Genomic DNA, 13542 nt, shown 5'->3' with positions numbered 1-13542 from the left:
ATCTAAGCAATATTGCCATGGCGCCGAGGCGTTGGCAACGCTCAGCGGTTGAGCGCGTCCGTCACCTCGACGACCCGCTTGGCCAGGCCGCCCAGCAGCATGCGGGGCAGGGCGTCAACGAGCTCGGGGCCATCGAAGGCCTTGTCGGCGAAGGGCACCAGGACCTGCTCGGTGACGGCCAGGGTCTGCACCGTGCCAAGAATCTGGCGTAGGTGGGTCAGGCTGCGAAGGCCGCCGAAGGGGCTGATCGAGGCCGACATGATCCCCGCCGTCTTGCCGCGGAAGGCGGTCAGGGAGATGGCGGTCTCGGCTTCGGTCGGGCGCGAAACCCAATCGATGGCGTTCTTCAGCACGGCGCTGACCGAGCCGTTATGCTCGGGCGAGGCGATCAGGAAGCCGTGGTGCGCGACGAACTGGGCCTTCAGGTCCAGGGCGGTCCGTGGGAAGGCCGTCGCCTCCAGTTCGTGGCTGTAGAGGGGCAGGGCGTAGTCGGCCAGGCGTACGCGGGTGACGGTCGCGCCTTCGGCCTCGGCGGCGGCGCAGGCGAGGTCCAGCAGGCGCTGGTTGAACGATCCCTCGCGGGTGCTTCCCGCCAGGGCGAGCAGTTTCACGGTCACGGCGACTTCCCCTCCGGTTCCGCCAGGTCATCGCCCGAGCGAAAATTACTTAGAATTCTATCTTATCGAATTCGGCCGTTTGGTATAGGCTGCGGACAACAATGGCGAACAGAAAAGAACCGGAGGAAGCCATGACCGCCGAAAACAAGGAGTTCCAGTTCGGGGGCGTGCACCACGTCGCCCTCGTGTGCCGGGACATGGCCAAGACGGTCGAGTTCTATCGCGACATCCTCGGCATGCCGCTGATCAAGACGCTGGAGCTGCCGGGCAATCGCGGTCAGCATTTCTTCTTCGACTGCGGCAACGGCGACTCGATCGCCTTCTTCTGGTTCCCGGAGGCTCCCGGCTACGAGCCTGGCGTCGCGGCCCCGGCGGCGTTGCCGACCCAGGGATCGTTCGTCTCGGCGCACGGTTCGCTGAACCATCTGGCGATCAAGGTCCCGGCCGAGAAATTCGAGGAATACTATCAGCGCCTCAAGGCCAAGGGCGTGCCGGTCACCCCGATCCTCAATCACGACAACTCCGAGACCCAGACCAGCCCCGAGATGACCGACGAGGTCTATGTTCGCTCGGTCTACTTCTTCGATCCCGATGGCGTCTGCCTGGAGTTCGCGGCCTGGACCCACGACGGCTTCACCGAGGCCGATGTCGCCCATGAGCCGCGTCGGGCGACCGTCGCGGCCTGATCCGAAGGCTGATCAGACGAAGAGGGCCGCGCGGTGATCGCGCGGCCCTTTTTCATTGCCGGCGACGAAGGTGATCAGGCGCCGGTGTCGGCCGCCACGCCCTCGGCTTCCTCGGCCAGGTTGCGTCCGACCAGCGCCAGCAGGCGGCGCAGCTCCAGCACCTCATCCGGCGTCATGCCGCGCGTGGCCAGTTCGTTCACTTCCTGGACGTGAGGACGCAGGGTCTTCTCTAGCTTCTTGGCGACCGGAGTCAGGAAGACGTGAACCTTGCGGCGGTCCTCGGTGCTCTGCTCGCGGCGGACGAAGCCGCTGCGCTCCAGGCTTTTCAGCGCCGTGACGGTCGTGGGCTCGCGCATGCCGACCCGACGGCTGAGTTCGCGCTGGGTGATGCCGTCCTCGATCCACAGGACCCGGAGGAAGCGCCATTGGCCGCTGGTGACCCCGTGCGGCGCGGTGCGTGATTCGAGCGCCCGGGAGAACGAGCGGAAGGCGATCCGGCTGAGATAGCCCAGGCTGTTGTTGGGATCGGCGTAGAATCGATCGGTTTCGCGGTCGCTCATTTCGTGCCCTGCGCGAGGAATCGCGACGCTTGTCAGTCTGGCTCGACTTTTACGAGCCTGTCCGGGCTGTCAACCGAAGGTATGCAGCCTCGATTGCCAACCGGCGTCCATTCATGTCAGATACATAGATATCGAAGTATTTCTGCAAAGGCGACGATTTCGTCCATGGACAAGCTGGCCGGCCTCCCTCTTCTCCCCACAACGATCGTCGGGAGCTACCCTCAGCCCGACTGGCTGATCGACCGGGAGGGCCTGAAGAGCCGCCTGCCGCCGCGTGTGCGGGCGCGGGAGCTTTGGCGGATTCCCGAGCCCTGGCTGGCCGATGCCCAGGAGGCCGCGACGCTGATGGCGATCAGCGATCAGGAGCTGGCCGGCATCGACATCGTCGGCGACGGCGAGATGCGGCGCGAGAGCTATTCCAACCGGCTGGCCAACGCCTTGGAGGGCATCGACATCGACATTCCGGGTGTGGCGATGGACCGCACCGGCGCCCCCAATCCGGTCCCCCGCGTGGCCGGTCCGATCCGTCGCCGCGGCCCGATCGAGGCCCAGGACGCCGCCTTCCTGAAGCAGCGGTCCAAGGGCTGGGTGAAGATCACCCTGCCGGGTCCCTTCACCATGACGCAGCAGGCGCAGAACGATCACTACGCCGACGACGAGGCCCTGGCGATGGACTACGCCGTGGCCGTCAACGAGGAGATCAAGGACCTGTTCGCGGCCGGCGTGGACATCGTCCAGCTCGACGAACCCTACCTCCAGGCGCGGGCCGAGAAGGCGCGTCACTATGCCGTGAAGGCGATCGACCGGGCGCTGGAGGGCGTCACCGGTCTGACCGCGCTGCACATCTGCTTCGGCTACGCCCACGTGCATCACGGCGCGGCCAAGCCCTCGGACTACGACTTCCTGACCGAGTTGGAGAACAGCCGGGCCGATATCATCTCGATCGAGGCGGCTCAGCCGCGGCTCGACCCGGCGGTGCTCAAGGGGCTGCCGAACAAGCGCATCATGTACGGGGTGATCGACCTGAACGATCCGACGGTCGAGACGCCGGAACTGGTCGCCGACCGTATCCGCGAGGCGCTGCAGTACGCCCGGCCCGAGCAGATCATCGTCGCTCCGGACTGCGGCATGAAATATCACAGCCGCGAAGTCGCCTTCGCCAAGCTGAAGGCCATGGCCGACGGCGCCGCGATCGTGCGGAAGGAGCTGGGGGCTTAAGGGAGGATCCTCCCCTCTGGGGGAGGCGGCTCGCCATCAGGCGAGACGGAGGGGGTCTTTCGCGCTGCAGGACCCCCTCAGTCGGCTACGCCGACAGCTCCCCCAGAGGGGAGCATCCAGATCACCGCGCCAGCCAATCCGCCAGCAGGCGGTTGATCGTCCAAGGCATCTCCAGCGTCACCATATGGCCGCTGTTCTCGACCGTCTCCAGGCGGACTTGAGGGACTGCGGCCAGGATCTCGTCCTGGTGCGCCTGGGTGGTGATGCCGCACTCGGCGCCGCGGACCAGCAGCAGCGGGCAGGTGATGGCGGCCAGCGACGGCCGGCTGTCGATCCGGGCCATGATGGCGCGCTGCTGACGCAGGAAGATGTCCGGTCCGGTGTCCTCGGCCATCCGGCGCAGCACGGCCAGCAGCGGTTCGTCCTCGCGACGGGCGGCGTGGACCAGGATCGGGATGCGCTCCTCGATCACCCCGGCGAAGTTCCCGTCCTCGACCAGCTTGATGTAGCCCTGCCGGCGTTCAGTCTGGGCCGGGCCGTCGTTGGGGGCCAGGGTCGACATCAGCACCAGGCTGCGCACTCGCTCGGACGCCTGGCGCAGGACCTCCAGGGCGACGAAGCCGCCCATGCCGTGCGCGACCAGGTCGAACGTCGGGGCCGATACCGCCAGCAATCGCGAGGCGATGCCGGCGATCGTGTCGTCCCTGGTGTTGTCGGCGACGTGGAAGTCGTAGTCGCCGCCGAGCGCCGCGATCTGCGGCCCCCAGGTCTGCGCGTTCTGGAGCTGGCTGGGGATGAGGACGACGGAGGGGCGTTCGGGCACGGTCTAGATCACTCGGTGAAGCAGGGGTTCGCCGTCGCGGACGCGCCGGCAGTTCTCGAAGGCGACGGCCAGGCTGCGCTCCAGCGTCTCGGGCGTCAGCCAGGCGACGTGAGGCATGGCCACGACGTTGGGCAGGGTCAGCAACGGGTTGTCCCGCGCCACAGGCTCGGCGGCGAAGACGTCCAGGCCCGCGCCGCGCAGGCGGCCGCTGCTCAGCGCCGCATGCAGAGCCGCCTCGTCGACCATCTCGCCCCTGGCGGTGTTCACCAGGATCGCGCTGGGCTTCATCCTGGCCAGGGCTTCGGCGCCGATCATGCCGCGCGTCTCGGCCGTCGCAGGAACGTGCAGCGAGACGATGTCCGAGATCGCCAGCAGCTCATCCAGGCCGACGAACCGCCCGATCCGATCCGGCTTGGGCGCGGTGGCGTGGTAGACGATCTGCGCGCCCAGCGCCTGCAGGGCCGGCGCCAGCCGTTCCGGCGAGGCGCCGTAGCCCACGAAGCCCACGGTCTTGCCGGCGATCTCGCCGACGCCGTCCAGCATCGCCAGGTCCGGCCGCCAGCCCTCGCCGGCGCGAGTCAGCGGGTCGAAGTAGGTCACGCGCCGCAGCGTCGCCAGCATCAGGGTCAGGGCCATCTCGGCCACCGCCTGGCTGTTGGTCCCGGGCATGTTGGCCACCGCGACCCCGCGGGCCTTGGCTGCTTCGAGATCGATGGTGTTCACGCCGACGCCGATCTTCTGGATCAGCTTGAGGTTCGGCGCGGCGTCCATCATCGCCGCCGTCACAGGTTTCAGGACGTGCAGCAGGGCGTCGGCGTCGGCGATCTCGCGGGCGAAGGCGGCGTCGTCCTGCTCGTCGACGGCGACGACCGTCAGGCCGGCGCGGGCGCCCTCGGCGTCCAGGCTGGCCAGGAAGCCGGGGCTGGCCCGGTACTGCAGGACCGCCTTCACGCGGCCTTCGCCCGGGTGAGGTTGGCGGCCACAGCGGCCGGGAAGGCCGAGGCGCCGGCGAACACGGCGTCGGCGCCCATGGCGTCCTCGATCCGCAACAACTCGTTCCACTTCGCCATCCGCTCGGAACGGGCGAACGAACCGACCTTCAGCTGGCCGGCGTCCCAACCGGTGGACAGGTGGGCGATGGTGACGTCCTCGGTCTCGCCCGAGCGGGCGGAGACAATCGTGCTCCAGCCCTTGGCGCGGGCGGCCTCCAGGGCGCGCTTGGCCTCGGAGACGGTCCCGGCCTGGTTCACCTTCACCAGCACGGCGTTGCAGGCGCCCTGGGCGGCGGCGATTTCGACCCGGCCGGCGTTGGTGACCAGGAAGTCGTCGCCGATGATCTGGACGGTGTCGCCCAGGCGGCGGGTGGCGTCGGTCATGCCGGTCATGTCGTCCTGCGAGACCGGATCCTCGATCGACAGGATCGGATACTCGCGGGCCCAGCGGGCGACCCGCTCGACGATGGCGGCGCTGTCGAGCTGGGCGTTGTCCAGCGGCAGGCGGTAGCCGCCCTCGTGGAACAGTTCGTTGGCGGCGACGTCCAGCGAGATGTAGACGTCCTCGCCCGGGCGGTAGCCGGCCTTCTCGATCGACTGGACCAGGGCGACCAGCGCCTCCTCGTTGGACGAGAAGTTCGGCCACCAGCCGCCTTCGTCGGCGGTGCCGGACAGGCGGCCGGTCTCCTCCATCAGAGCGCCGGCGGCGCGGTAGACGTCGGCGGTCACCTCCAGCGCCTTCCGGACGGTGTCGGCGTGCGGAACCATGACCATGAAGTCCTGAACGTCGGTGCGGCGACCCGCATGGGCGCCGCCGCCGAAGATCTGGATCTCGGGCAGGGGCACGCGCACCCGCGCGCCCTGGGACAGGTAACGCCACAGGGGCAGGCCCTCGGCGGCGGCGGCGGCGTTGAGCACGGCCATCGACAGGGCCACGGTGGCGTTGGCGCCTAGGCGAGCCTTGTTGGCGGTGCCGTCCAGGTCGACGATGACGCGGTCGGCGCCGTCCTGGTCGGCGGCGTCGAGGCCGGTCAAAGCCTTGGCCAGCTCGCCGTTGACGGCCGCCACGGCGCGGTCGACGCCCATGCCGCCGAAGCGGTGGCCGCCGTCCCGGAGGTCGATGGCTTCGTGCGCGCCGCGCGAGGCGCCGGCCGGGGCCAGGCCGCGCCCGATGGCGCCGCCGGCCAGGGTCACTTCCGCCTCCACGGTGGGACGGCCGCGCGAGTCCCAGATCTGGCGGCCTTTCACGGAGACGATTTCGGTCTTCATAAGCTCTGCACCCTGTCGGTCCATTGCCCGGCGAGGCTCGCCAGGTCGAGATTGTCCTGCTGGACGAAGCTGTGGGCCGCGGTTCGGACGAAGTCCTTGTCACGGTCGCTGGTCAAGTATTCCGCTGGCGATTTTCCATCGACCCGCGCCAGCAGCAGCGCCGAAAGCAGCGCGGCGACGCGCCGGTCGAGGTCGGCGGCGGGCTCCCAGTCGACGCCCGCCATGTAGGCGCTCTTCAGCGCCTCGAAGGCGGCGAGGTAGGCGGGAATGTGCGCGGGCTTCCAGACGCCCTTCAGCAGCAGATGGTTCAGGCAGAAGGCCAGGTCGAAGGCCGGCTCGCCCCACCAGGCGCATTCAGCGTCGAGGAAGACCGGACCGTCCGGACCGGCGAGGATGTTCTTGGGGCTGACGTCGCCGTGCACCAGCGCCTTGCCGGTCGCCAGGGTGCGCTCCGCAAGTGCGGTCAGGCGCGTTGCGAGGTCCGGATGGGCCTTGGCCGTGTGCAGCAGATAGGGCTCCAGCCGCAGGGCGTGGAACAGGTCGCCGGTGGCGAAGTCGGCGGCCATTTCCGGTTTGCGGGCGGTGGTCGAATGGATCGCCGCCAGGGCCGCGCCCAGCTGCCGCGCCAGGCCGATATCGACGAAGCCGGCGGCGAGCTGCGACTTCCAGACCGGGTGGTCGGCGGCGTCGAACCAGGACATCACGAACAGGTGGTCGGCCTCCGACTCGGCCAGGACGTGCGGCGCGATCACGCCGGGGATGTCCTGGACGGCTTTCAGCCAAAGCACCTCGCTGTGCGATCGCTCGACCGGGGCCTTCCAGTCGGCGGCGACCTTGAGCTGCGGCAAGGCGCGTTTCACGCAGACCGGGCCGTCCGCCAGCTCGACGCGGAGCACATCGCAGGAGACCCCGCCCGACAGGCGCTGGACCGGCGGGCGCGGGTCCAGGCCCAGGCGGGCGAGGGCGTCGAGAATGTCCTGGTCCTGCGTCGTCATCACTTGAAGCCGTTCTCGGCGGCCTCGACGCTGCGGGCGAAGGGCTTGAGGCCGAGGGTCAGCACCAGGGCGCCGAGCGACAGCGAGATCGCGGCGACCAGGGCGATCGACCAGCGCAGCGCCGCGTCGTCGCGGAACACGAAGTCGGTCGCCAGGGCCATGGCCGTCGGCCCAAGGCCCAGGCCGATCAGGTTCACGACGAAGACGAACACCGCGCTGATCTGGGCGCGCAGCTCGTTCGGGGCGATCAGCTGCAGGGCGCCGGCGGCGATGCCGTGCATGGTCATCAGCAGCATGGCCGGGACCAGCACCGCGATGGCCAGGCCGGCGGTCGGCATGAACGGCATCAGCACGACCAGGGGCCCGCCGAGCAGGATCGACAGCCGCATGGTGCGCAGGTGGGCGTCGCGCCGGCCCTTGGCGAACATGCGGTCGGCGACCCAGCCGCCGAGCAGGATGCCGCCCGCGCCGCACAGGCCGGTGATGGCCCCGAACCACAGGCCGGCGTTGGAGATATCCATGCCGTAGCTGCGGACCAGGAAGGACGGAGTCCAGGCCAGCAGGCCGTACATCACGATCGTGATCAGGCTCATGCCGAAGATGTGGCACCAGACCGCTCCGCCGTGCCGGCGCAGGAAGATCACCAGGTCCTTGCCGGGCAGGGCGCTGGCCTGCTTGGTCTGGCCGCGGCGGAAGGGCTCCTTCACCGTGAACATCAGCAGCGTGCCCAGCAGCCCGGGCGCGGCGACCCAGAAGAAGATCATCCGCCAGGCGTCGACCTCGCCCAGGATCGGCAGGTGGACCGGCGGCGAGGCCAGCACCGCCTTGATGATGAAGGCGCCCAGGATGAGAGCGATGCCCGAGCCCAGCGGCACGCCGATCGAATAGACCGCGATGGCGCGAGCCAGACGGTGGCGCGGGAAGTAGTCGCTGAGCATCGAGAACGCCGAGGGCGACAGGGTCGCCTCGCCGACGCCGACGCCCATCCGCGCCAGGAACAGGGTGGCGTAGCCGCCCGCCAGGCCGCACGCGGCGGTCATGGCGCTCCACAGGGCGATGCCGGCGGCGATGATGTTGCGGCGGTTGCTGCGGTCGGCCAGCCAGCCCAGCGGCAGGCCGAGCAGGGTGTAGAAGATGGCGAAGGCCATCCCGACCAGGAGGCTGATCTGGGTGTCGCTGATCTGCAGCGCCTCCTTGATCGGGGCGACCAGCAGGCTGAGGATCATCCGGTCGATGAACGACAGGGTGTAGGCGAACATCAGCACGCCCACGACGTACCAGGCGTAGGCCGGCTTGGGCCACGGCGGTTCGCCGGGGACTTGCGGGGCCGGTGCGAGAGGCTCGACGGGTTGGGCGCTCATCACAGCACCTCCGCGATGTCGTAGCGCACGCCCGCGATGGTGCGGCGGCCGACGCCGACGGCGGTGATCTCGTTCAGCCAGCTGTACCGGGGAGCGGCCGTCTCGAAGGTGACCAGGGTGCGGAAGTAGTAGGCGTCGTCGGGCAGGGTTTCGACCTTGGCCGGGTCGCGGAAGTCGGCCAGCGCGCCGGCGGGGATGTTCAGGCGGCCGGCGTAGACCACATAGATCTGGGCCCCGTCGTCGGTGGTCCATAGCGCGCGGACGTCGACCAGGGTCAGGACGTCGCCGGCGGCATTGGCGCCGCCTTCCGACCAGTCGGCCCCGCCCGGATGAACCACGCCCTTGAGCCGGTCGCCCGTGAAGACGCCGCCGGCGATGTGGCTGATCCGACGGTTTCGCCAGGGGGTCTTGCCGACGACGATCGGCGCGGCGTCCTCCAGACGGATGTCGACCGTGCACAGCGGTCGGGTCGCCAAGCCCTTGTTGTTCCCCGTCATTTCCTCTCCCCGGCGACGCTCGGCAATCCGGCGTTCGCTCAAATCTTGCGGACCGCGCCGAAATCTGTCTCAATAATTCTTAGATAGCTAACGATTTTTGTCGGACGGCTCAACAACAGTCTCCCATCAAAAAGGGAGACGAAAGGGAGGGAGTGATGACCAGTCGGAGGAGGGCGCCCCGTCGGGCGCTGAATGTATCGCTGGCGGCGTTGGCCGCCGCGACGGCGGGCGCGGCCTGGGCCCAGGACGCGACGCAGGTCGACGAGATCGTCGTCACGGCCCAGCGCGTCCAGGAGAACCTGCAGTCGGTGCCGGTCGCGGTGACCGCCTTCGGCGCCGAGCGGCTCAAGGAAGGCAATGTCGAGAGCGTGCTCGACCTGGCCCAGCGGACGCCGGGCTTCACCGCCACCGCCGTCGATCCCATCCAGACCAACTTCGCCATCCGCGGCATCGGCTCGGCCCAGGGCATCAGCCAGAACGCCGGCGGCGACCCCTCTGTGGTGGTCTTCGTCGACGGCGTCTACGCCGGCCGCGGCGGCACGCCCGACATCGACGCCCTGAACCTGGAGCGGATCGAGGTGCTGCGCGGCCCGCAGGGCACCCTGTTCGGCAAGAACGCCGTCGGCGGCCTGGTCCAGTTCGTCAGCAAGAAGCCCGGCGACGAGAACTCGCTTCAGCTTGAGGCGACCTACGGCAACTACGACCGCATCGCCCTGCGCGCGTTGGCCAACTGGGCGGTCAATGACACGGTCGCGATCTCGGCGGGGCTGAGCCGCAAGGTCCGCGACGGCTACGAGCTGAACGTGACCACCGGCAACCGGGTCAACAACGAGGACCTTTGGGCCGGCCAGGTGCAGCTTCGCGCCAAGCCGAGCGACACGCTCGAGGTTCTGCTGGGTTTCGACTTCACCCACCAGGACCAGAAGGGCAATCCGCGCCACAATATCTGCAACCCGGCCTTCAACAACGGCGTCCACTGCGCGGGTATCGACCCTGACCCGCGCCGGGTGAACGCCTATACCGACGGTTATCTGAAGCGGGACCTGTTCACCTATCGCGCCGAGGTGAACTGGGACACCTCGCTCGGGACCCTGACCTCGCTGACCGCCCTGCGACAGTCGGAGTTCGCCAACAAGACCCCGTTCTTCAGCAACCCGGTCAATCCGCCGAACCAGATCGAATCCACCGAGATCGGCCAGGAGGAGAACCTGCAGTTCAGCCAGGAGCTGCGTTTCGCCTTCAACGCCTTCGACGACCGGCTGAAAGGGCAGGTGGGGGCCTACTACCTGCGCGAGGACAACGATCGGGTGCAGGACCTGATCCAGGATTTCGCCACGCCGGCGATCCAGGGCTCGGCCCGCTATCCGCAGAAGGTCCAGGCGACCAGCTTCGCGCTGTTCGGCCAGTTCGGTTACGCCGTGACCGACGAACTGACCGTCACCGCCGGCGCGCGAATGACCTGGGAGGAGAAGGACGGCCGCTTCGCGGGGTTCAAAACCGGCGGTCCGGGCCTGCCGCCGCCGCTGGGCACGCTGGGCGGCTACGACGTTCGGGCCAGCGAGAGTTGGGAGGCCTTCACGCCGCGCGTCGCCGTCGACTGGCAGCCGCGCGAGAACCTGCTGCTCTATGCCTCGGCCACCCGAGGCTACAAGAGCGGCGGCTTCCAGGGGCTCTCCGGCACCGCCAAGGGGGCGGCCACGCCCTACGATCCCGAGTTCGCCTGGGGCTACGAGGCCGGGGCCAAGACACAGTGGCTGGACAACCGGCTGCGCCTGAACCTGTCGGTGTTCCAGACCGACTACGAGGATCTGCAGATCTCGACCCTGGTGCCGCTGTGCTGTGTGGTGGTCAGCAACGCCGCCACGGCCCGCATTCGCGGCGCGGAACTGGAGTTCCTGGTCAAGCCGTTCGCCGGCCTCCAGATCGACGGCTCCTACGCCTATCTCGACGCCAAGTTCACCGACTATGTGGTCGGGACGACCAACAACACCGGCCACGTCCTGCCGCGCTCGCCCAAGGACAAGTACAACGTCGGGATCCAGTACACTGTCCCGGTGCAGGACTGGTCCGTCCGCGCCCGGGTGGACTACAGCCACCAGGCGAAGAGCTATTTCGACGCCTCCAACATCGTGAACCAGACCCAGGACGCCTTCCAGAACCTGGACGCGCGCCTCGGCGTGACCTCGCCGGACGGGACCTGGGAGCTGGCCCTGTGGGGCAAGAACCTGACGGACGAGCTCGTCCGGACCTATGCGACCAACTACCCGCTCTACCAGCAGCTGCTGGCGCCGTACGCGCCTCCCCGGACATTCGGGGTGACCCTCATCTACAAGCGGTGACTGCGGGCGCGGTGCGCCGGCCCCTCTCCGGCGCGCCGTGTTTTTTCTACTGAGCCGCCAGTCGCTGGCGGATGACCTTCTTGTCGATCTTGCCGGTGGGCCCGAGCGGGATCTCGTCGACGAAGGCGACCTCGTCCGGCATCCACCATTTGGCGATCTTGCCCTCCAGGAAGTCCAGGATGTCGGCGGCCGTTGCGGTCTCGCCGGGCTTCAGCTTGACCAGCAGCAGCGGGCGCTCGTCCCACTTGGGGTGCGGGACGCCGACGACGGCGGCGAGCTCACACTTGGGATGGCCGACGGCGATGTTCTCGATCTCGACCGAACTGATCCATTCGCCGCCCGACTTGATGACGTCCTTGGCCCGGTCGGCGATCTGCATCCAGCCGGTTGCGTCCAGGGTGGAGATGTCGCCGGTGTCGAAAAAGCCTTCCTCGTCGAGCACCTCGCCGTCGCCGCCGTAGTAGGCGCGGACGATAGTCGGGCCCTTGATCATCAACCGGCCCATGGTCTTGCCGTCGTGCGGCAGGCGCTGACCCGCGTCGTCGACCAGCTTGAGGTCCAGGTTGCAGAGCAGCCGCCCCTGCTTGAGCTTGTGCGGCAACTGCTCCTCGAAGCCGTTGCCGATCATCGTCGCGTCGGGATGCGAGACGGTGGCCAGGGGCGAGGTCTCGGTCATGCCCCAGCCCTGGATCACGTCGACGCCGTAGTCCTCGTGGAAGGCGCGGATGATCGACTCCGGACAGGCCGAGCCGCCGATCGTGACGCGCTTCAGCGTGGTCAGCCTGCCCTTCGTCGCGCGCAGGTGCTCCAGCAGCATCTGCCAGACGGTCGGCACGGCGGCGGAGTAGGTGACGCCCTCGGTCTCGATCAGCTCGTGGATCGAGGCGCCGTCCATCTTCTGGCCCGGCAGGACCAGTTTCGCGCCCACGGCCGGGGCCGAGTAGACCACCCCCCAGGCGTTGGCGTGGTACATCGGCACAACCAGCAGGGCGGTGTCGCGCGCCGACAGCGCCAGGGCGTCGGTCTGCAGCGTCATCAGGGCGTGCAGGTAGTTGGACCGGTGGCTGTAGAGCACGCCCTTCGGGTTGCCGGTGGTGCCCGAGGTGTAGCAGAGCCCCGCCGCGGTGTTCTCGTCGAAGCTGCCCCAGGCGCAGTCGGTCGATTGGCCCGCGATCCAGTCCTCGTAGGGCTCGGCCTTGAACGGCGTCGCCGGCATGTGCGCCGCGTCGGTCAGGAAGACCACGCGCTCGACCGTCGGGCACTGCGGCAGCAGGGTCTCCAGCAGCGGCGCGCAGGCCGGGTCGGCCAGGATGATCCGGTCCTGGGCGTGGTTGACGATGTAGGCCAGCTGCTCGGCGAACAGGCGCGGGTTCAGGGTGTGCAGCACCGCCCCGATCCCGACCGCGCCGTACCAGACCTCCAGGTGACGATCGCTGTTCCAGCCCAGGGTCGCGACCCGGTCGCCGGGCTGGACGCCCAGGGCCTTCAGCGCGTTCGAGGCCTGTTTGGCCCGGTCGCGCAGCGCGGCGTAGGTCGTCCGGACGACCGGGCCCTCGACGGAGCGGGTGACGATTTCCCGCGCGCCGTGCCACTGGGCGGCGTGATCCAGGAGCCTGTCGAGGGTGAGGCTCCAATCCTGCATCAGACCTTGCATGTGTTCCGCCTACCTAATCGCGAACATCCAGTGGCGGATGCCCCAGGGCATCCGCTGGCCGCAGCCCACGGCCAGTATGCCGTTGAGCCAGGCGTAGCGGGGGTCGCTGGTCTCGAAGACGGGGGCGATGCGGATATAGTAGCGCGAGGGATCGACCGGCCCGGCGTTCGGATCGCGGAACGCCTTGATCACGGCGTCGGAGATCAGGCTGCGGCCGGTGTAGGTGACGTAGATCATCGCCCCGTCCTCGGTCCGCCACAGAGCCCGGGCGTCGAAGGTCCCCACCCCCTGACCGGCGTCCAGCGCACCGTTGGTCGACCAGTTGCCGCCGCCGGGCAGGATCTCCCCTTTCAGCCGCGCCCCCTCGAATGAGCCTCCGGTGACGTAGCCCACCTTGCGGTCGCCAAAGGGCGACTGGCCCAGCGGCATGATCGGGCCTTCGACCCGGAAGTCGGCGACGCACAGGGGTTCGCTGGCCAGCGGCCCCCACTGGAAGGTCTCATCGGTCATGCGTCGTACGCGGCTCCCCTG

The 13542-nt window shown here is 68.7% G+C and carries 13 protein-coding genes; 3 read left to right on the top strand and 10 right to left on the bottom strand.

The window, feature by feature from the left end:
- Window positions 1-41: 41 nt before the first annotated feature.
- A complete protein-coding gene (locus tag CSW64_RS18025; RefSeq protein ID WP_099623395.1) occupies window positions 42-617 on the bottom strand; it encodes an NADPH-dependent FMN reductase in 576 nt (191 codons plus the stop codon).
- A gap of 131 nt (window positions 618-748) precedes the next feature.
- On the opposite strand from CSW64_RS18025, the gene CSW64_RS18020 reads away from it, so the two are divergent.
- Window positions 749-1303, top strand: a complete 555-nt coding sequence (locus tag CSW64_RS18020) for a VOC family protein (RefSeq protein WP_099623394.1) — start codon at window positions 749-751, stop codon at window positions 1301-1303.
- Between the two features lie 74 nt (window positions 1304-1377).
- On the opposite strand, the gene CSW64_RS18015 is transcribed toward CSW64_RS18020, so the two are convergent.
- Entirely contained in the window at window positions 1378-1863 is a 486-nt protein-coding gene (locus CSW64_RS18015) for a MarR family winged helix-turn-helix transcriptional regulator (RefSeq protein ID WP_099623393.1), read from the bottom strand.
- Between the two features lie 165 nt (window positions 1864-2028).
- Here CSW64_RS18015 and CSW64_RS18010 point away from each other — a divergent pair, with 165 nt between their 5' ends.
- Entirely contained in the window at window positions 2029-3081 is a 1053-nt protein-coding gene (locus tag CSW64_RS18010) for a hypothetical protein (RefSeq protein ID WP_216361205.1), read from the top strand.
- Window positions 3082-3202: 121 nt separating this feature from the next.
- Here CSW64_RS18010 and CSW64_RS18005 read toward each other — a convergent pair whose 3' ends face one another.
- The 6 genes from CSW64_RS18005 to CSW64_RS17980 are packed head-to-tail and all read right to left on the bottom strand — an operon-like array spanning window position 3203 to window position 9018.
- Window positions 3203-3904, bottom strand: a complete 702-nt coding sequence (locus CSW64_RS18005; RefSeq protein ID WP_099623392.1) for an alpha/beta fold hydrolase — start codon at window positions 3902-3904, stop codon at window positions 3203-3205.
- 3 nt (window positions 3905-3907) lie between these two features.
- Window positions 3908-4855 (bottom strand): 2-hydroxyacid dehydrogenase, encoded by a 948-nt coding sequence (locus CSW64_RS18000; RefSeq protein ID WP_099623391.1) that lies wholly within the window; start codon window positions 4853-4855, stop codon window positions 3908-3910.
- Window positions 4852-6165, bottom strand: coding sequence for a phosphopyruvate hydratase (eno, locus tag CSW64_RS17995; protein ID WP_099623390.1), 1314 nt, complete (start codon window positions 6163-6165; stop codon window positions 4852-4854). The genes CSW64_RS18000 and eno overlap by 4 nt, the downstream gene beginning before the upstream one ends.
- Complete coding sequence (locus CSW64_RS17990) at window positions 6162-7160, bottom strand: phosphotransferase family protein (RefSeq protein WP_099623389.1); 999 nt, start codon at window positions 7158-7160, stop codon at window positions 6162-6164. The genes eno and CSW64_RS17990 overlap by 4 nt, the downstream gene beginning before the upstream one ends.
- Window positions 7160-8521, bottom strand: coding sequence for a spinster family MFS transporter (locus CSW64_RS17985; RefSeq protein WP_099623388.1), 1362 nt, complete (start codon window positions 8519-8521; stop codon window positions 7160-7162). The genes CSW64_RS17990 and CSW64_RS17985 overlap by 1 nt, the downstream gene beginning before the upstream one ends.
- The gene (locus CSW64_RS17980) at window positions 8521-9018 is read right to left on the bottom strand and encodes a DUF3237 domain-containing protein (RefSeq protein ID WP_099623387.1); all 498 of its coding nucleotides are present in this window, start codon (window positions 9016-9018) and stop codon (window positions 8521-8523) included. The genes CSW64_RS17985 and CSW64_RS17980 overlap by 1 nt, the downstream gene beginning before the upstream one ends.
- Before the next feature lie 155 nt (window positions 9019-9173).
- Between CSW64_RS17980 and CSW64_RS17975 the strand changes: the two genes are divergently transcribed.
- On the top strand, window positions 9174-11357 hold the full coding sequence (locus CSW64_RS17975; protein WP_099623386.1) for a TonB-dependent receptor: 2184 nt from the start codon (window positions 9174-9176) through the stop codon (window positions 11355-11357).
- Window positions 11358-11403: 46 nt separating this feature from the next.
- Here the strand turns inward: CSW64_RS17975 and CSW64_RS17970 are convergent, their stop codons facing one another.
- On the bottom strand, window positions 11404-13011 hold the full coding sequence (locus tag CSW64_RS17970) for a long-chain-fatty-acid--CoA ligase (RefSeq protein ID WP_099623385.1): 1608 nt from the start codon (window positions 13009-13011) through the stop codon (window positions 11404-11406).
- A 9-nt stretch (window positions 13012-13020) separates the two neighbouring features.
- Entirely contained in the window at window positions 13021-13521 is a 501-nt protein-coding gene (locus tag CSW64_RS17965) for a DUF3237 domain-containing protein (protein WP_099623384.1), read from the bottom strand.
- Window positions 13522-13542 lie beyond the last annotated feature (21 nt).

This window comes from Caulobacter mirabilis, assembly GCF_002749615.1.
Lineage (GTDB): Bacteria > Pseudomonadota > Alphaproteobacteria > Caulobacterales > Caulobacteraceae > Caulobacter > Caulobacter mirabilis.
Note: the sequence above shows the minus strand (reverse complement) of the source record. Positions and strands in the feature narration are given on the sequence as shown.

Excerpts from the sequence above, each read along its gene's own strand:
- CSW64_RS18020 (WP_099623394.1), top strand. The coding sequence starts at position 749 with ATGACCGCCGAAAACAAGGAGTTCCAGTTCGGGGGCGTGCACCACGTC.
- CSW64_RS18015 (WP_099623393.1), bottom strand. The coding sequence starts at position 1,863 with ATGAGCGACCGCGAAACCGATCGATTCTACGCCGATCCCAACAACAGC.
- CSW64_RS18010 (WP_216361205.1), top strand. The coding sequence starts at position 2,029 with ATGGACAAGCTGGCCGGCCTCCCTCTTCTCCCCACAACGATCGTCGGG.
- eno (WP_099623390.1), bottom strand. The coding sequence starts at position 6,165 with ATGAAGACCGAAATCGTCTCCGTGAAAGGCCGCCAGATCTGGGACTCG.
- CSW64_RS17990 (WP_099623389.1), bottom strand. The coding sequence starts at position 7,160 with ATGACGACGCAGGACCAGGACATTCTCGACGCCCTCGCCCGCCTGGGC.
- CSW64_RS17985 (WP_099623388.1), bottom strand. The coding sequence starts at position 8,521 with ATGAGCGCCCAACCCGTCGAGCCTCTCGCACCGGCCCCGCAAGTCCCC.
- CSW64_RS17980 (WP_099623387.1), bottom strand. The coding sequence starts at position 9,018 with ATGACGGGGAACAACAAGGGCTTGGCGACCCGACCGCTGTGCACGGTC.
- CSW64_RS17975 (WP_099623386.1), top strand. The coding sequence starts at position 9,174 with ATGACCAGTCGGAGGAGGGCGCCCCGTCGGGCGCTGAATGTATCGCTG.
- CSW64_RS17970 (WP_099623385.1), bottom strand. The coding sequence starts at position 13,011 with ATGCAAGGTCTGATGCAGGATTGGAGCCTCACCCTCGACAGGCTCCTG.
- CSW64_RS17965 (WP_099623384.1), bottom strand. The coding sequence starts at position 13,521 with ATGACCGATGAGACCTTCCAGTGGGGGCCGCTGGCCAGCGAACCCCTG.